General features: G+C 37.7%; 15 protein-coding genes. 7 read left to right on the top strand and 8 right to left on the bottom strand.

The window, feature by feature from the left end; all coding sequences use genetic code 11:
* Positions 1-40 precede the first annotated feature (40 nt).
* Complete coding sequence (locus ABXT71_RS07285) at positions 41-1,183, bottom strand: glycosyltransferase family 1 protein (protein WP_415370679.1); 1,143 nt, start codon at positions 1,181-1,183, stop codon at positions 41-43.
* A gap of 26 nt (positions 1,184-1,209) precedes the next feature.
* Here ABXT71_RS07285 and ABXT71_RS07280 point away from each other — a divergent pair, with 26 nt between their 5' ends.
* The gene (locus tag ABXT71_RS07280; protein ID WP_415370678.1) at positions 1,210-2,310 is read left to right on the top strand and encodes a glycosyltransferase; all 1,101 of its coding nucleotides are present in this window, start codon (positions 1,210-1,212) and stop codon (positions 2,308-2,310) included.
* The gene (locus ABXT71_RS07275; protein ID WP_415370677.1) at positions 2,294-2,710 is read left to right on the top strand and encodes a sugar 3,4-ketoisomerase; all 417 of its coding nucleotides are present in this window, start codon (positions 2,294-2,296) and stop codon (positions 2,708-2,710) included. The genes ABXT71_RS07280 and ABXT71_RS07275 overlap by 17 nt, the downstream gene beginning before the upstream one ends.
* On the opposite strand, the gene ABXT71_RS07270 is transcribed toward ABXT71_RS07275, so the two are convergent.
* The 4 genes from ABXT71_RS07270 to ABXT71_RS07255 all read right to left on the bottom strand — a co-directional run bounded on the left by ABXT71_RS07270 (position 2,693) and on the right by ABXT71_RS07255 (position 7,257).
* Positions 2,693-3,640, bottom strand: a complete 948-nt coding sequence (locus ABXT71_RS07270; RefSeq protein WP_415370676.1) for a glycosyltransferase family 2 protein — start codon at positions 3,638-3,640, stop codon at positions 2,693-2,695. The two genes, ABXT71_RS07275 and ABXT71_RS07270, sit on opposite strands and share 18 nt — an antisense overlap.
* 9 nt (positions 3,641-3,649) lie before the next feature.
* Positions 3,650-4,528 carry a glycosyltransferase family 2 protein gene (locus ABXT71_RS07265; protein WP_415370675.1) on the bottom strand — a complete coding sequence of 293 codons (879 nt, stop codon included), beginning with the start codon at positions 4,526-4,528 and terminating at the stop codon, positions 3,650-3,652.
* A 27-nt stretch (positions 4,529-4,555) separates the two neighbouring features.
* Entirely contained in the window at positions 4,556-5,518 is a 963-nt protein-coding gene (locus ABXT71_RS07260; RefSeq protein WP_415370674.1) for a glycosyltransferase family 2 protein, read from the bottom strand.
* Between the two features lie 149 nt (positions 5,519-5,667).
* Positions 5,668-7,257: an ArnT family glycosyltransferase gene (locus ABXT71_RS07255; RefSeq protein WP_415370673.1), complete on the bottom strand. Its 1,590-nt coding sequence runs from the start codon at positions 7,255-7,257 to the stop codon at positions 5,668-5,670.
* A 94-nt stretch (positions 7,258-7,351) separates the two neighbouring features.
* Between ABXT71_RS07255 and ABXT71_RS07250 the strand changes: the two genes are divergently transcribed.
* A complete protein-coding gene (locus ABXT71_RS07250; protein WP_415370672.1) occupies positions 7,352-8,974 on the top strand; it encodes a S8 family peptidase in 1,623 nt (540 codons plus the stop codon).
* Positions 8,975-9,121: 147 nt separating this feature from the next.
* Here the strand turns inward: ABXT71_RS07250 and ABXT71_RS07245 are convergent, their stop codons facing one another.
* Both ABXT71_RS07245 and ABXT71_RS07240 read right to left on the bottom strand, forming a co-directional pair.
* On the bottom strand, positions 9,122-10,102 hold the full coding sequence (locus ABXT71_RS07245) for a PLP-dependent cysteine synthase family protein (RefSeq protein WP_415370671.1): 981 nt from the start codon (positions 10,100-10,102) through the stop codon (positions 9,122-9,124).
* Between the two features lie 394 nt (positions 10,103-10,496).
* On the bottom strand, positions 10,497-11,732 hold the full coding sequence (locus tag ABXT71_RS07240; protein ID WP_415370670.1) for an ABC transporter permease: 1,236 nt from the start codon (positions 11,730-11,732) through the stop codon (positions 10,497-10,499).
* A 6-nt stretch (positions 11,733-11,738) separates the two neighbouring features.
* Here ABXT71_RS07240 and ABXT71_RS07235 point away from each other — a divergent pair, with 6 nt between their 5' ends.
* Positions 11,739-13,076, top strand: coding sequence for an exo-beta-N-acetylmuramidase NamZ domain-containing protein (locus ABXT71_RS07235; RefSeq protein WP_415370669.1), 1,338 nt, complete (start codon positions 11,739-11,741; stop codon positions 13,074-13,076).
* A gap of 59 nt (positions 13,077-13,135) precedes the next feature.
* Here ABXT71_RS07235 and ABXT71_RS07230 read toward each other — a convergent pair whose 3' ends face one another.
* Positions 13,136-13,660, bottom strand: coding sequence for a YkgJ family cysteine cluster protein (locus ABXT71_RS07230; protein ID WP_415370668.1), 525 nt, complete (start codon positions 13,658-13,660; stop codon positions 13,136-13,138).
* 337 nt (positions 13,661-13,997) lie between these two features.
* Between ABXT71_RS07230 and ABXT71_RS07225 the strand changes: the two genes are divergently transcribed.
* The 3 genes from ABXT71_RS07225 to ABXT71_RS07215 are packed head-to-tail and all read left to right on the top strand — an operon-like array spanning position 13,998 to position 17,380.
* Positions 13,998-14,996 carry a GNAT family N-acetyltransferase gene (locus ABXT71_RS07225; protein WP_415370667.1) on the top strand — a complete coding sequence of 333 codons (999 nt, stop codon included), beginning with the start codon at positions 13,998-14,000 and terminating at the stop codon, positions 14,994-14,996.
* Positions 14,993-16,093: a DegT/DnrJ/EryC1/StrS family aminotransferase gene (locus ABXT71_RS07220; protein ID WP_415370666.1), complete on the top strand. Its 1,101-nt coding sequence runs from the start codon at positions 14,993-14,995 to the stop codon at positions 16,091-16,093. Before ABXT71_RS07225 ends, ABXT71_RS07220 begins: the two co-directional genes overlap by 4 nt.
* The gene (locus ABXT71_RS07215; protein WP_415370665.1) at positions 16,094-17,380 is read left to right on the top strand and encodes an O-antigen translocase; all 1,287 of its coding nucleotides are present in this window, start codon (positions 16,094-16,096) and stop codon (positions 17,378-17,380) included.
* Positions 17,381-17,428 lie beyond the last annotated feature (48 nt).

The following is a 17,428-nucleotide window of genomic DNA, read 5'->3' as shown; positions in this document are numbered from 1 at the left end:
AACTTACCGCTTCGTTTCATCTATAGCAAACTGGGACTTTCTACTTTTCTGAACTGATCCATACATCTACATAGCTTCTTGCCACAACAACGTGGTCGTGAATGGCAGCAACAAACGCCTTGGCCCGCTCCCCTATTTCTACTATTAAATTAGGGTTTTCAATCAATGTACTAAGTTCATTGACAAGATACCTTGTGTCTGGCAAAGCATTAATAGCAACTGGAGCAACTAGCGCATAGTGTTTTTCAAATTCAGCTTCAGCACCTGTAAAGACCACTTTTCCCTTTGCCATAGCTTCAAGGGCATTGTAACCTTGATCGTAAGCCAGCACTTGATCTAGTAGAATATGAGCTTTATTGTACCGTTGAATGTATTCTGCATACGGCAAATTTTCAACAATATCGATTTTTACGCGCTCCTGGTATTTATTTTTAATAATCTCTAAAGCTTCTTCAAAATAGTGAATCCCCTTCGTATGATAATTTCCTCGGTTGACACCCATAAAAATAACGATGGGCTCTGTAACTTTATTTTCAGGAATAGTGAGTCTTGAGAGATTGACAGGGTTGGCAATCAATCCTATATATTTAGGATGATCGAGCAAAGGCAAATGATAGTCCATATCTGATGCTATCACTCCAGAAATACGGTCATAAATAAAATCGTGCAAGTTATTAAAAGGAGTGGTCAAATATTTTGTCATCGATGCAAAACGCTGTTTAGCAAATGAACCATCTTTGTAGCCTGATAATACAGAATAAGAATGTGCGTCACTCATAGCGTGTGATACACTTACATAATCTGCTCCGCAACTTAACAAAAAAAGCTTTTTATTATGGTTGCTCAAAAAATGAATGATAGCTTTCTCTTCTTCTGGCTGTATAGCAAAAGGACTTTCATTTATCAACTGCACCACATCATATCCTTTTAGTTGTTCTTGATGCTTTAAAAATTGACTCTTGATGCTTCGGGAAGTAATGTCTATACCAAGTATTTTATAAATACCTACTTTTATCTTAGCGGATATGCCGCTGTCATATTTTCGCGCAAGCAAAATATCACTTGGGTATTTTTTAAAAAAATCGCCTGTTGAAATAAGTAAAACCTCGTGACCAAGCACCTGTAATCCTTCTTTTAAAGAATTATGCAATCTACTGTACTCGCCTACTAAAAGTATTCTCATATCTTTGTGTCTCAATAACGACATCCTTGTCCAAATATAGCCATATAAAAGTTTGCATAGTCACGATATCCCTCGCAAAAGGCGGAGCAGAACGCTCGACCGCTATCTTGTCACAAATGCTAGATTCACAAGGCTTTAACGTCCATATGGTAATACTCACAAATGCGATAGATTATCCATATGCGGGCAAACTGTACAATCTGGGCGAGCTTAAAGACAAGCAAAATAACACATTAAGCAGGTTCAAACGGTTTCAACAACTTCGGAAATATCTAAAACTGGAACAATTTGACCTCATCATTGACAATCGCAATAGAATGTCTGGGATCAAAGAACTGTATTATCTTAATTACATCTATCGCAAACAACATATTGTTTATGTCGTGCGAAGTTTTAATCTAGATCAATATTTCCCGAAGCAGAAGGCCGTTTCAAAATTGATGGTAAAACGTGCGGTTAAGATTGTGGGAGTTGCAAAGGCGGTTTCTGAAGCTGTCAACAAACAATTCTCGACAGATAAAGCCACGACTATTTACAATCCAACCCCAGTTTTTAAGACGCAGGCTACTCCATCTCCTTTCAAGGTTAAGTATGTTATATTTTTAGGACGCTTGGTAGAAAACGTCAAGAATTTTTCCCTTTTACTCGAAGGCTATAAGAAATCTGGCATTTCCGCAGTAAACGTCCATCTTAAAATTATGGGGGAAGGACCCGACATCGATTTTATCCAAAACAAGGTTGAAGAACTAGATCTTAGCGACACCGTCGAGATTGTACCGTTTACGCCAAACATCCAGCCTTATATCGCGAATGCAGAATTTTTAGCATTGACGAGTCATTACGAAGGGTTCCCAAGAGTACTTATTGAAGCTTTATCACAACAAACACCCGTTGTTTCTGTTGATTGCAAGAGTGGCCCTAACGAGATTATTAAACAAGGTGAAAATGGTTTACTTGTTCCTAATTATAATGCCGAAGCTTTAGGAGAAGCCTTTGCAAAAATGATCAATGAGCCCGAATTTTTACTACATTGTAAATCAAATGCGCTGTCGAGCATAGCCCATTTAAAAACCGAACAGATTGCACCACAGTGGTCACAACTCATACTCAATGCCATTACACATTAACGACATACAACTTACGGACATAAAAAAAATAAGCGATCCAGACGGTCGCGGAAATCTTTCTGTGATAGAAAACGATGTCTTACCTTTTGAGATAAAACGTGTCTATTATTTATATGATGTTCCAAGTGATGGGACTCGCGGAGGTCATGCGCATAAGGAGCTGCAACAGTTTTTAATCGCGCTAAGCGGGAGTTTTGACGTGGTGCTTGACGATGGCAAAACCAGAAGAAGTATTACGTTAAACAGACCCAACAAAGGATTGTTGATCCCTTCTGGTGTTTGGAGAGAATTGGAAAATTTTTCTGCAGGTGCCGTATGTCTTTCATTAGTGAGTGCGGAGTATGACGAAAACGACTACATACGGGAGTATAGCAAATTTACTTCAATCAAAAGAGGTTAGTCTAAGCCCAAGGCCTTCTAAAGAGGCTTTTACTATTTTGGTTACTTCTAAAAACCATCCTGGCTGATGTAGTAAAAATTGCTGTTTTGAGTTTAAGTTCGCAATATCAATACCCGACACATATTTTTTAAATGATGCAGTATCGCCAGCTAGTTTATGCTGTATCGCAAATGAATATCTATTAAGGTCTAAGTACTTTTTAAGGAAGACATCCTTTTCTGCGTCTTTATTATATTTATCAAGAGGCATATAATCACGCCTTAATGTTGCCGTGTGCGATATTCGATTGCTCCCTATTAGGTTATGCTGTGCGGTAATCGTGTTACAAAAAACGAGCGGCGCTTTTAAAGCAGCCCGTAACCAAAGATCTGTATCTTCACCCGCACCATTAGTAATAGTATGATCAAAGCCAAGTAAAGTTTCAAAAAATGAAACCCGCATCGCTACGGCAGAAGTCCAAGCCAGCGCGTCTACGAGACTATTTTCAAAATAATTATTAATAACACCACACCAACCAGCTTCTCTATCCCGCGCTGGAGATCTCATGGATGTTGTGAAAGTTGCGGTGTGTTTTTTTTCATAAGCAGTGGCATACCATTGATGCGAAGGGAATGCTACAAGAGCCTTTGCGATAACCGCAAGATGTGTTGGATGCCAATAGTCATCAGCATCTAAAAATGCAACTACCTCTGCAGTTGCCTTCGATACGGCAAAGTTTCTTGTTTTTGCCACGCCTTGATTTTGATTATCATAGAGCGTAACCCTTTCGTCTTTATACGTTCTAACCACGTCTAGGCTCCCATCAGTTGATCCATCATTCACAATGATTACTTCAAAATCGACAAAAGTTTGTTTCAATAAAGAATCTATTGTCTTTGCAATATCTTGTTCTTTATTATAAAGTGGAATAAGCACCGAAATTGTAGCCATGAGACGAATTTACAGTTTTAAATAATAACACAATCTATAGACATCAAACCAAAACAAAGAAGGGTCTTTTGAAACCAGATGCTTTTCTATCGACACTTTGCACAAAGCAAGAAAGCCTCTTGCGAGCAAAATTGTGACAGGGTTTTTTAATTGTTCGCCTTTTTTAGATAAGGATGTTTCTTCTGCAAAGATTAGTTTTTGCGTCACGAACATTTTTAATGCCTCTACAGATTCTAGTGACTTTCTTAAAAAAACTTGGCTACTCTCTAATCCCAAGTGCATGACTGGATTATCGATATGTTTAATATCTAGCGCCAACTTTTTTGCTCCTAATGCAAACAAGGTGTCTTCGTGACGAAGATTAGGTATGTCTTCGTTAAAACGATGCTTCTCAAAGACAGATTTTTTGATATAAAAATTGAGCGTTAAAAATCTAAGATATGGATCTTTCATCCGTTCTTCAACTGCCAATGCTTCGCGCTCATTGCCGTAGATCCATCGCAGTAATTCTTCTTCTGGCGGGGCTTGTTCTTGGTATAGGATACCACCATAAATAATTTTAACTTCAGGTGTAATAGCGTCTAGATATTTTTGAATAAAATCGTCTCTTATGATTTTAGTATCTGCATCTAGAAAAAGTAAGTTGTTATAGCTTGCTGTTGCAGCTAGTAAGTTTCTAATGGCGCTTCTACCGATGTTGTGTTCTAAGGGTTTAAAAGCGACATGTAAGAGTTTATTTAAAACAGTGTTTTCTGCTATTAATTTACCAGAAGCATCATCGAGAATTAATATTTCAAAAGTAATATTTGCAGCTGTGACTTGTCTATGTAGCGCTCTTACCAGAATGGTAACATCATAATTATATGTAGGAATGAGAATAGAAATCACAAGAAATATCTTTATATAATGTGTATGTTACTTGTCTTTTGCTGTAGCCCCAATGCTTATCTTCCTTATCTTATAGGGGCGTTGCTTTTGGGTTTCATAATAGGTTCGCATTTGTAAATCAATGATGATCCCAACTGTAAAAAGCTGTACACCCATTAGAACAAATAAGACCCCTAAAATAAGGAGTGGGCGACCCCAGATATCGTGTCCTTGTATCTTTTCGATCAATAAATAGATGTTAATCACACCGCCTAATCCAAATAAAAACAAGCCTATGTTTCCGAAGAGATACAAAGGCTTCTGTAAATAATTACGTTGAAAAAGTATCAACAGAATGTCATTGATTACTTTAATTGTCCTTCCTAATCCATATTTAGAAACTCCAAATTTTCTAGGATGATGCTTTACTGGTACTTCTTGAATTCTTGCGCCATTTAAGAAGGCTAGCAGCGCAATAAAGCGATGCATTTCTCCGTAAAGGTTCAATTCTTTTGCTGTTTCCTTCGTAAAGACTTTTAAGGCACAACCTTGATCCTTGATATTGAGTCTTGTGGTTTTTCTAATGATGAAGTTGGCTATTTTAGAAGGTATTGTCTTGACAAAACTATCTTTTCGTTTTGCTCTTATCCCAGTTACTAAATCCAACTCTTCGTCTATCGACTTTTGCAACATCATTGGGATGTCTGTTGGATCGTTTTGCATATCTCCATCCATAGTGATGATAAACTCACCACTCGCATAATCTATTCCTGCCGCAAGCGCAAGACTCTGCCCAAAGTTTCTCTTCAACTCAATTAGGTGCACATTTTTGTTATCCATCTTCTTGACGGCCACTGCAGTTCCATCTGTAGAAAAATCATCAATATAGATAATTTCAAAGGTGTATTTTTTTAAAGCGCTCTCTATCTGCCCTGTAAGTAAGGCAACATTATCCTCCTCGTTGTAAACGGGAATAATGATGGATAGTAATGTGTTTTTTAGGTCAATCAATGAATAGTGATATTAATGTGTAATTACAAAAGATGAATTAATGCCGTATCTAGCATTATTCTTCTTTCTTCTTGCCTCCTTCTACTAAAGCCAAAACTACAAAAAATAACCACGATTTGTCGTAGTTCACTTGAATAGTAAAAGAGCCCTTATCGTTGCCTGTAAATCCTAAAATAGTCATGAGTTTCAACAAGCTCCCAATGATCTCTCACATAGAGCGTGAGCAAAGACTCTTTCTCATAATTATTTACCGAAGTTTCAAAGTCGTTTTCAAGAAGCACCGTCACGTTTTGATCCTCAAGCTTTGCAACATATTCCTCAATTTGGTCTGCAATGTGATGATTAAAAACCCAGTCGATGCCTATTGGGTTTACCGTTTCGGTTAAATAGTGGGCGAGGGTAACAGACGGTAAAACAGTGTAATTAGTCTGTTGTGCTGACAGTTCTTTTAATTCTGCATACTTCTCATACGTTTCTTGATCACTTTGTATGGTTGCTAATTGTGGATACACTTTTCCCATATCATAGGTCAATTCTTTTCGATCACTATCCATATAAATATTTTGATATCCTATATAAAATGTCATCACATAAATCGCAATCACAATAAAACCGGTAGCTTTTCTAAACGAAAATGTGCTCCTTGAAAATACATAAACAAAAATGGCGAATACGATAGGCGTAGAGACATCGATAGGGGTATTAAAACCATTACTTATAGAGGCACACCACCCCAAACTAAGCATCAACAATAAAAACCAATACGACTTATCACCTCGAGCGCTCCAGATAGAAAATAGCACAGCAAACACAAATAAGGTCTGAATGATTGATTTCTTTACAGTATGAAAAGGGTCTTCATTCACGAATAAATAAATCAAGAATCCGGCTATAGCAAACTGGACTACTATGTACACCATATTATGAGGCAGTACTTTCTTTAACAACCCTATAGCAATTAGTATTCCTGCAACAAGCAAGAAATTAGTCTTTAAAGCCATGTAATAGGTATGAAAACCGGTACGCCAAAAACTGCTTCCAGAGGTGAAACTAAACATCTGCTCAAAAAACAAATCTAAAGCTCCATTAAGGTGTAAAACTCCTAAAAAAGAGGCTGCGAATAATAGGCCAAACCCAATGAACCACCCAGTAGTTCTAAACTGTTTTGTGAATAATAAATAAAGGGTAATAAAGACAGGAAAGAAATAAAACGATTGTTTACAAAGCACACCGAGTGAAACGAAGAATGCGGCTAACAATAACTTCCACCAAGTTTTTTTATCCTGAAATAAGAAGTACATCCCAATGACACTAAAAAACACGCCATCGATAGTATTCCAAGGCATTGGTGGGTAATTATGAATCGAGATCAAAGCGCCTACAATCCCAATAAAATAAACAATATCACGGCGTTTGATGGAGAAAACCTTGCAGGCTAAATGGGATAAAATCAAAGAATAGCCAAACACCTGCACATAATAGAACATCCTATTAAACAAGTATGCAAACTCCTCAGAAATATACAATGGCAAAGAGTGAAAGTAAGGTGACATCGGTGGCTTTATGTACACGAAATCCCGATATGGAAAAACCCCGTTATACATACTCCACGAGATACTAAACACCGTCCCATTATCTCCATCTTCTAAGCCATATGGGCCATACACAAGTATATAGAAAATCACTAATGCATAAAATACATATGTAAAAGGATTTTTGTAAATTGAAACAGTTTGCACGCGCGCTTATAATTTTATGCTAAGATAAATATTTGTGTGAGTTAGCAGCGCACTCTTATTGTATTTAGTTGTATTCCTTCTGAAATTTTAAACAATGAAAATAGTCCTCCTCCTTTTAATTACATTCTTAATGCTCCCCTTTACAGGAACAGCACAAGAAGAATATTGGTTTTTTGTTAGAGCAAAAGATTCCACTTTTACTCCAGCGTTTACAGCAACGGCAAACGGCTTTGAATATCAAGGCTCTGAAGAGTCGTTAAAACAAACATTGAGCGACTTCCGCGTGAAGACCTTCAAAAAAACGTGGAAAAAAGCAAAACCATTATACCGCAACAGAACTTTCTTTGTGATCGCAGACTCCCCTTTATTCCTGGATATTTTGCTTAAAAAAAGTAGCGACCTATTTGAGTCTGGAGAATTAATCCCTCCCTCAGAAATGAAAATCTATGAACCTAATGACTATGGTTTAACCAGCACCATCGGGACCAATATAGGCCTACAGTTTAATATGGATTATTATGATGTAATGGAAGTGCCAAAAGCTTGGTACCTCACAACTGGACAACGCGATGTGATCATCGGGATTAGCGATGGCGCATTAGATACGCTAGGTCTTGACTTTAAAGGGAAAGCAACGGTCTTAAGAAAGTCTGGTCTTGCTAATGGTCACGGATATAGCATTTCAGCAAACGCAGCAGCACAAGGAAATAATGGATATGGTATTCCTGGAGTCTGCTATGACTGTAGTATTTACGGCACCACGTATGGTGATTTTAAAAATTTTGCGCAGCTCAAAGAACTAGCAGAAAAAGGCTCAAAGGTTATTAATTGTAGTTGGATAGGTAACGCAACAGAAACTGGACAAGAAGCAATTAATTATATTTTTGACAATGGCGCTATTATAGTAGCAGGTGCTGGTAATAAAGGTTGGGACGAACATCCTGGAACAAAAAAATACTATCCTGCATCCTATGACCACGTAATATCTGTGAGCTCTGTGCAGCATCGCTATGAAGATGTATTTGACAATATACGATACCAAAAGAAAAACGGAAAACCATATTTTGCTAACATAAGAGGATATCTAGGCCGTACTGGGGGTTTCAAAAATGGTGACATGAATAACCCACCAAAAATCTATCATACAAGCACCGCCACACTTAACGAAGATGTAGATATTCTTGCGCCCACCGTTGGATTATTTAGATACTCACAATTTAAATTAAAAGGAGAAGAATTAGGAAGCGAATATTCTACAACCAGTGGTGCAACAGCACTCGTTTCTGGCACCGTCGGACTTATGTTCTCATTGTACCCTTGCCTACCCAAAGAACAAGTAGATGGCATTATAAAACTAACAGCAACCAATATTGATCATATAGCGGCAAATAAGATGTACTCAGGGACGTATGGTGCAGGTATGCTCAATACAGGAAAAGCTGTACATCTTGTACATGATCTTTTCTCTGAAATGTCAACTGCATCCATTAGCAATCAAGATATGAGCAGGTGGTATTTTCCTATCACGGCACTATCTGAAAAAGTCATCATAGAAAACCAAACATTTCGAGATGCTGCCATATTAGACCTCTCAGCAAAAAACCAGATAATCTTAAAACCAGGCACTTCGCTAAAACCTAATTATGAAGGAAGTATCGTGCTCAGGATTGATGCAAGATTAGAAAAGGAATGTGACTTGAGGATGCGAGATAATTAAGCCTTAAATCTCAGACGAAAAGCCTGACCCTCCCAGAGGAAAGTACGGTAGTTCTTTTGATTGAGCAGAAGCTAGCACTGCACATTAGAAAATCGTCAAAAAAATAAAATAAAAAGAGCGTCTATTCCACCTTCGGGCTTAGGAGAATTACTCAATATAACCCATCTTCTTCATCCAGTCGTCATTAAACATTTTCCCTACATAGCGACTCCCGTGATCGTGGAAAAGAACCACAATTACATCATCTTCATTAAAATGTTCTTTTAATTGATGGATCCCTTTCATTGCGGCTCCGGCAGAATTCCCTAAGAAAAACCCTTCTTCTTTTGCTAATTTTTGAGTCCAGACAGCGGCATCTTTATCGGTTACTTTCGTAAAACCATCAATGATACTGAAGTCTACGTTCTCTGGTAAAATATCTTCGCCTATTCCTTCTGTTACATAAGGGTATATTTCAGCCTGGTCAAAAACACCCGTTTCGTGATATTTTTTAAACACACTACCATAGGTGTCTATTCCCCAAATTTTAACATTTGGATTTTGTTCTTTCAGGTATTTACCTACGCCGCTAATAGTACCACCAGTGCCCACTCCTACAACAAAATGGGTTATTTTCCCGTCCGTTTGTTTCCAGATCTCTGGGCCCGTGCTTTGGTAATGCGCTTTTGCATTACTTGGGTTATCGTATTGATTTACGTACCAAGCGTTAGGCGTTTCTTCGGCTAATCTTTTTGAAGTTGAGTAATACGAACGTGGATCATCTGGCGCTACATCTGTAGGGCACACAACAACTTCGCTACCAACAGCGCGTAATATATCTACCTTTTCTTTACTCTGTTTATCACTAATTACACAAACCATTTTATACCCTTTTACAATGGCCGCAAGAGCGAGCCCCATTCCTGTGTTCCCACTGGTTCCTTCTATAATGGTTCCGCCTGGTTTTAGTCTCCCATCTGCTTCTGCATCTTCTATCATCATTAAAGCCATACGGTCTTTCGTAGAGTTTCCTGGATTAAAAGTCTCGTATTTTGCGAGTACTAATCCAGGAATTTCTTCTGCTAATTTGTTGACTTTAACCATTGGAGTATTCCCGATGGTTCCTAATATGTTTTCTGCGTAGTCCATAGTTTTTCTTTGATATTTCAGCACTAAGTACTGCTGAAATTTTAACACGACAAAGGTAGTAATATGATAAAGGAGTTACAAGCTAGGGGATTCTAATTTTCCTCAATTAGAGGAAAAGCCATTGTAATGAAAGAATAAACAAGAAAGACTGAAAAATTAACGATTGGGGATTAATGACATTTGAGCAAATATCTGACATCACCATTTAAGGCCAGATTATGAGTTACGGAAATAAATAATGAATATCAAACGGTAGAATAACGAATGATGAAGTTTGAAAAAATTAGTTATTGAAAATTGTTAATCCAGTATTTGAAATAAAAAATAATTCTTGCCTCTTAAAAACTTTCTTTTGGTCTGCTCTTTAGAAACGGTTATTGGGTTAAAAATAACATCAATCAAAGCGTATCGCCTTCACGGGACTAATTTTTGAAATAATATACGTGGGAATAAGAAGCATTAATGCACAAAGTAAAAAAGTCCCAACGTTGAGCAGTATCACATAACTCGCATCAAGATAAATAGGCGCTTCAGAAACATAATACGTTTCTGGAGGAAGCTTGATAACTTTAAAATATTTCTGTATTAGCAGCAGTCCCAAACCGATAACATTTCCCCAGAAAAGACCTACTCCTATAAGATACATCGCATTATACATGAAAATTTTACGCACACTCCAGTCATTGCTTCCCATTGCTTTGAGAATCCCAATCATCTTTGTGCGCTCTAGAATAAGTACTAAAAGTGCGGTAATCATATTGATTCCGGCTACAAGAATCATAATACCGATAATTAGATAAGTATTAAAATCAAATAGATCTGTCCACTCAAAAATAGAAGCAAATTTATCACGAATTGAAAGCGTATCTAGCGTGCTTCCCGTTTGTTCATAGACGAGATTGTTAATGTGTGTGACCTCTCTAAAATCTTCCACAAAGACTTCAAAATTCCCTATCTGGCCGCTATCCCATTTATTAATACGCTGAATTTGTTTAATATCTGCAAGCGCAAATTGCTCATCAAATTGCTGAAAGCCGCTATTATATAGACCGACGATGGTAAATCCAATAGGCCTTGATTTTTCTATGTTGCTCTCATTTAAAAAATAAGTAGGCATCTTGTCTCCTACTTTTAGATCAAGTCGTGTTGCTAGATAACCACTAAGCAAAACCTCATCATTTATAGTTCCGCTAAAATCTGGAAGACGACCGTCCACAAGATATTCTTCAAAATATTGCCAATCATAATCTGAACCAACTCCTTTAATCACAACACCTTCAAAATCTTTAGCAGTACGTATTACACCACCTTTTGATGCTGTACCTTGCATATGCTTGATCCCGTCAATTGTTTTAAACTCGGGATAAAAGTCTTGATTTTTTGAAATGGGTATTTGTGATTCCCCAGAAAAGTTAGTGTCCTGGTTAGAAATAATAATATCACCATTAAATGCAGAAATTTTTTCTTGAATCTTACGTTGTAGCCCTAGACTCGTTGCAATAGACACCAGCATCATAATAATCCCAAGGGCAATAGCAGTAATTGCTATTTTTATTATTGGTGCCGAAATGCTACTTTTATAATCTTTAGCCGCTATAATGCGGCGAGCGATAAAAAATTCAAAATTCACGTAGGTATGCAATTTACTTTGTTCAAAAATATAGTATTTATAACGATTTTTAGCGCCTTTTCTTGTGGAAACGCAGGACAAAAGTTGGAGCTAAGCAGTGTAGAGCCTGAAGTTGAAAGTCTAAAAACGAAAGCGGCTAATGAATTAATTACACATGTTTCACAAACGGCAGATACTACAAAACGATTTGGGCGAAAAATAGACAGTAAAAGTGCAACACACATATACACGGGAGCAAACCAATGGCAACAGTACATGCCTTTGTTAGAAGGAAAAAAACTAGGGATAGTTGCAAACCAAACTTCGGTGGTGAACGACACACTTGAATACCCTGATGAAATACGCATAGTTGATTTTCACTTAGTCGACTTTATAGTTGATTTTGAGAATCATGTGACCAAAGTATTTGCTCCAGAACACGGCTTTAGAGGTAAAGCAGATGCGGGCGAACTCGTAAAAGATGGTATTGACACAAAAACTGGAGTGCCTATTATCTCCTTATACGGCAAGAATAAAAAACCTAGCGCAGCGCAATTAGCAGATATAGAGGTGATGGTATTTGACATCCAAGATGTGGGAGCGCGTTTTTACACGTATATCTCCACACTGCATTATGTAATGGAAGCCTGCGCAGAACTAGGTATTCCCGTTATTGTTTTAGACCGACCCAATCCTAATGGTCATTATATAGACGGCCCAATTCTAGAACCAGAGCACAAGAGTTTTGTAGGTATGCATCCGGTTCCTGCAGTTCATGGGATGACGATTGGTGAATATGCACAAATGATTAATGGACAAGGATGGCTAAACAATAAGATTAAATGCGAACTCACGGTAATCCCAATGCAAAATTATACTCACGACACTCCTTATTCACTTCCAATAAAACCTTCACCAAATTTACCCAACGACATCGCGATTAACCTTTACCCTAGCCTTTGCTTTTTTGAAGGTACGCTTGTAAGTGCAGGTCGAGGTACAGAAAATCAGTTTCAAGTTTTTGGCGCACCCAGTTTACCCACAGAATTTTATCCATACACCTTTACGCCACAAGCCAATGAAGGTGCGAAACACCCAAAATTTAAAGGAGAACGCTGCAACGGTTTAGACCTGACACGAACACCAAAAAACAACCGCTTGAATCTTGAATGGCTTATTGAGGCCTACGTTGCCAATGGCAGAAGACCAGACTTCTTTAATAAATTTTTCACTAAGCTTGCTGGTACAGAAAGATTAAAATGGCAGATTGAGAATCGCTATACGTATTCAGAAATTAGGAAAGAGTGGATTAGGCCTTTGGCAGAATATGACAGCATGCGACAGGCTTATTTAATATATAAGTAATTGCTCACTATACTTTAGTGTTAAACCTTTAGGAGTGGGCAGCAGGTTTCTGTGAGAGATTACACATCCCACCTGTTATGCTTCCCACCTTTCTCTGCAAAACGGACTTTCATCTCTTCTACAATATTAAAAGCAGCAGGGCAGATCTCCACATTTTTCATGGTTAAGTCTGCTATTTTTTGAAAACGTTTTCTATTGGTGTGCGGATATTCTTGACAGGCTTTAGGGCGCACATCATAAATAGAACAACTATTATCATCTGCTAAAAAAGTACAAGGCACACTTTTTAAAACAAACCAATCATCTTCATCCATCTCAAGATAAGTATCGGTAAACCTTTGAACAGGCATTCTAAAATGCTTTGCAATACGATCAATATCCTTATTAGTAAATATTGGACTCGACGTTTTACAGCAGTTGGCACATTCCATACAATCGGTACGTTTAAACTCCTTATCGTGGAGTTCGTGCATAATCAAATCCATATTCTTAGGCGCTTTCTTGTTGATCCGCTTAAAGAATGTGATGTTCTCCTTTTTTACTTCTTGTGCCTTTTCCGGGAGGTTTTTGATAATTTCGTCCATAGTGGCAAAGGTAACTAAGTAAATGAGAGATTCAGGGGTTTGGGAAATAAGAGATTCAGTTAAATCGGTATTTGATTTAAATGCGTAATTGATAGAAGCTATTCAGGGGATGTGGCTAAGGTGTGAAAAGGTTAAATGTAAAAAAGTTAAAAGCTCATCGAATCTCGGGCTGGTGTGAGAACTCAGCTTCTTTGTTCTCATCTTCAGCTTTATCTTCGTTTTCGATTTCAAGTTCAAGCTAATTCTGGGGCAACCTTTTACACAAAATTCATCTTACTCCTATACTTTTGGTTTAAATTAGTAGTTTTACCTTTTATAACCATCCAATAAAAAATTCTTGGCTACACCTACAAAAAAGACTTCTACCTATACGGCACGACGCTACACAGCAGAAGATGCCGAATTATGGAATGAATTTGTCGCTTCAGCAAAGAACGCTACTTTTTTGTTTCATCGCGACTTTATGGACTATCATAGCGATCGTTTCACAGATTTTTCGGTTTTAGTATTTAAGGATGATTCACTATACGCACTATTGCCCGCTAATGTGAAGGCGGAAAAAGTGATTTCACACCAAGGACTTACTTACGGAAGTTTTGTATTGCAAGACAGTGCAAAGTTGTTGTATGCTTTAGAAGCATTTAAAGAGATGCTGCGTTTTCTTTCTTCGGAAATGATCCAGAAAATTGAAATCAGAGAGATTCCTACATTTTACAATGTAATGCCTTCAGATGAACTTGGGTACTTTTTGTTTAAAGCGAATGCTACTTTATTAAAGCGGGATGTTTTAATGGTCATCGACAATGATCACAAGTTAAAATTTCAGAAAAACCGAAGAGAGGGCATTAATAAAGCCATCCGCAATGGGCTTACCATAAAAATAGAAGATACCTTTGATGGATTCTGGAACGAAGTTTTAATTCCTAATCTTTATAAAAAACACGGGATTGCTCCTGTGCATTCTTTAGAAGAAATAAAATTACTCGCAGCACGTTTCCCCGGAAACATACAGCAAGTAAATGTATACAAAGGGGATAAAGTGATTGCTGGGACGACGGTTTTCCTAACAAAGACAACCATTCACCCGCAATACGTTTCTGGTAATGCAGACAAGAATAGCTACGGCAGTCTTGATCTCGCATACGATTTTATCATTAATCATTACAAAAAAGACAAACGCTACTTCGATTTTAATATTTCTTCAGAAGAAAACGGGACGGTACTTAATAGCGGACTCATTTTCTGGAAAGAAAGCTGTGGAGCTCGTACTTTTACGGCAGACACCTATGAGATTGACACCGCTGCTCACGAACAATTAGATATCACTATTAAATGATTCCATTTTTAGATCTTCATAAAGTAAATGCTCGTTTTGAGAACGAATTTAAAAACAGCTTTCAGGAGTTTTTAGATAGCGGCTATTACATTCTAGGCAATCAAGTGACACGATTTGAGCAACTGTTTGCAGATTATTGCGGCACAAAACATTGCATAGGTGTTGCTAACGGACTGGACGCGCTTCGTCTTATACTTGAGGGCTATAAACACCTCGGAAACTTGAAAACCGGAGATGAAGTGATTGTTGCTTCAAACACTTTTATTGCAACGATAATTGCCATCAAGCAAGCGGGCCTAACACCTATTCTCGCAGAAGCCACGGCAGAAACATTCAATTTTGATTTAAATAAACTTCCTACTTATATTTCACCTAAGACTAAAGCTATAATGCCTGTTCATTTATATGGAAAGCTTGCAAACATGGAAGCAATACAAGCACTTGCAGATTTGAATAATTTATTGGTTATTGAAGATGCAGCACAAGCGCACGGTGCAGAATATTTCAGTAAGAAAAAAGCGGGGAACTTAGGCGATGCTGCAGGTTTTAGCTTTTACCCCTCTAAAAATCTAGGTGCCTTGGGCGATGGTGGCGCAGTCACAACAAATGATGACGCACTGGCAAAAGCGATTAGAATGTTTCGTAATTATGGGACTTCTACTAAGTATATAAATGAAGTTTTGGGTCTCAATTCTAGACTTGACGAGATTCAAGCAGCCTTCTTGAGTATTAAATTAGGGAGTTTAGATGCAGATAATTTAAGAAGAAGGGAAATTGCACAACGCTATATTGCAGAAATAAAAAATCTAAAAATCACCTTACCAACGTATGAAGGTACGGCTGATCACGTTTTTCACTTATTTGTGTTGCAGGTAGAAGACAGAGCGGCTGTTGTGGCGCATTTGACAGAAAATAAAGTAGGGCATTTAATTCATTATCCTATTGCACCGCATCAGCAAAAAGCATTGCCAGAATTAAAAGACTTAAGCTTTCCGGTTGCCGAAGCATTGCACCATCACGTGGTGAGTATCCCAATGAGTCCCGTGATGACGCAAGACCAAGTAAGTAAAGTAATTTCGGTTTTAAACAGCTACTAATTGAAAATACCAAACTTTTTAAGAACCAATCTGCTACTGAAAATAACGTCGGTAAATGCGCCTATTATTATTATTAGGCAGGTGCTCTCGCTATTTATTAGGAGGATTGTTGCAGAAAATTTTGGAGAAGTTGGGATCGATATCATTGGGCAGTTGCGAAGTATTCAGCAAGCAGTTTTATCTTTAACATCATTCGGGTTCTTCAATGGGATGGTGAAGTATGTCGCTGAATATAAAGAAGATCAAGAAAAATTAAACGGCCTATTCTCTACTGCGTTTGTATTCTGGAGCATTAGTTCGCTTGTTGTAGGAATCTTGCTTGCCGTGTTTTCCTCCTCCTTAAGTCAGTACTTTTTTGAAACTACAGCATACTCCAGTGTACTAGTCATTACAGGAATTGTCGCGCCTGCGATTGGACTTCAACGCATCTATAACGGGGTCATTAATGGCCTTACCGAGTATAAACGTTTTGCAAAAGTAGACTTAAGCAGCTACCTTATTTCTGCTGCCTTAATGCTTTATTTTGCCTGGAATAACGAGTTTACGTATGCCTTGTATTCCATTGTTATCACTCCTGCCATCCAGTTAGTGATTCTGTCTTATGTGTTTTTTAAAACATTTAAAAAATATATTAATTATAAGGAGATTTCTTTTAGAATTCCTTTTGGGAATGTGCTGTTGGCTTTTACATTAATCTCATTTTTCTCGACAGTGGTGTTGAGTTTTGTAGAGATAGAGATACGGAATATGGTGCGGACCAATATCTCACAGGAAGATTCTGGATTATGGTCTGGAATGCTAGATTTATCTAAAAACTATATGGCCTTCTCGTCTTTACTTTTTACAATGTATGTGATTCCGAAATTTGCCACCATCAAAACACGTCCTTCCTTTTTTAAGGAAGTGAAACATATATATAAATCGTTGCTCCCTCTCTTTGCTGTGGGAATGATTGCTATTTATTTTCTACGACATTTCATTATTGACCTTATCTTCCCAGGATTTGACGGGATGGCACCTTTGTTTAAATGGCAACTGACGGGAGATTTCATTCGTCTTGCCGCTAGTATTCTTGCGTATCAATTTTTAGCCAAGAAAATGGTGCGTAATTTTATTTTTTCTGAATTAATATCTACAGGCTTGTTCTTTGGCCTATCCTTCTACTTAGTTCCTATTTACGGCGTGGAAGGTGTCGTAATGGCGCACTTTTATAGATGCCTAGTATATTTACCGATGGTAGCGTTTTTAGTCTGGAGGGGTTTTAAGAAGAAAGTTTCTGTTGATTAACTGCTGTTTTACTATAAGCATTTCGACTGCGCTCTATGTGACAATTTT

The sequence above is a fragment of the Patiriisocius sp. Uisw_047 genome (genome assembly GCF_047730165.1).
Lineage (GTDB): Bacteria > Bacteroidota > Bacteroidia > Flavobacteriales > Flavobacteriaceae > Patiriisocius.
The sequence above is the reverse complement of the archived record's forward strand: the minus strand, read 5'-3'. Positions and strand labels throughout refer to the sequence as shown.

What these genes read in the sequence shown, in the direction of transcription:
- ABXT71_RS07285 (WP_415370679.1), bottom strand. Translation starts at nt 1,183, where the DNA reads ATGAGAATACTTTTAGTAGGCGAGTACAGTAGATTGCATAATTCTTTA.
- ABXT71_RS07275 (WP_415370677.1), top strand. Translation starts at nt 2,294, where the DNA reads ATGCCATTACACATTAACGACATACAACTTACGGACATAAAAAAAATA.
- ABXT71_RS07270 (WP_415370676.1), bottom strand. Translation starts at nt 3,640, where the DNA reads ATGGCTACAATTTCGGTGCTTATTCCACTTTATAATAAAGAACAAGAT.
- ABXT71_RS07250 (WP_415370672.1), top strand. Translation starts at nt 7,352, where the DNA reads ATGAAAATAGTCCTCCTCCTTTTAATTACATTCTTAATGCTCCCCTTT.
- ABXT71_RS07245 (WP_415370671.1), bottom strand. Translation starts at nt 10,102, where the DNA reads ATGGACTACGCAGAAAACATATTAGGAACCATCGGGAATACTCCAATG.
- ABXT71_RS07235 (WP_415370669.1), top strand. Translation starts at nt 11,739, where the DNA reads ATGCAATTTACTTTGTTCAAAAATATAGTATTTATAACGATTTTTAGC.
- ABXT71_RS07230 (WP_415370668.1), bottom strand. Translation starts at nt 13,660, where the DNA reads ATGGACGAAATTATCAAAAACCTCCCGGAAAAGGCACAAGAAGTAAAA.
- ABXT71_RS07220 (WP_415370666.1), top strand. Translation starts at nt 14,993, where the DNA reads ATGATTCCATTTTTAGATCTTCATAAAGTAAATGCTCGTTTTGAGAAC.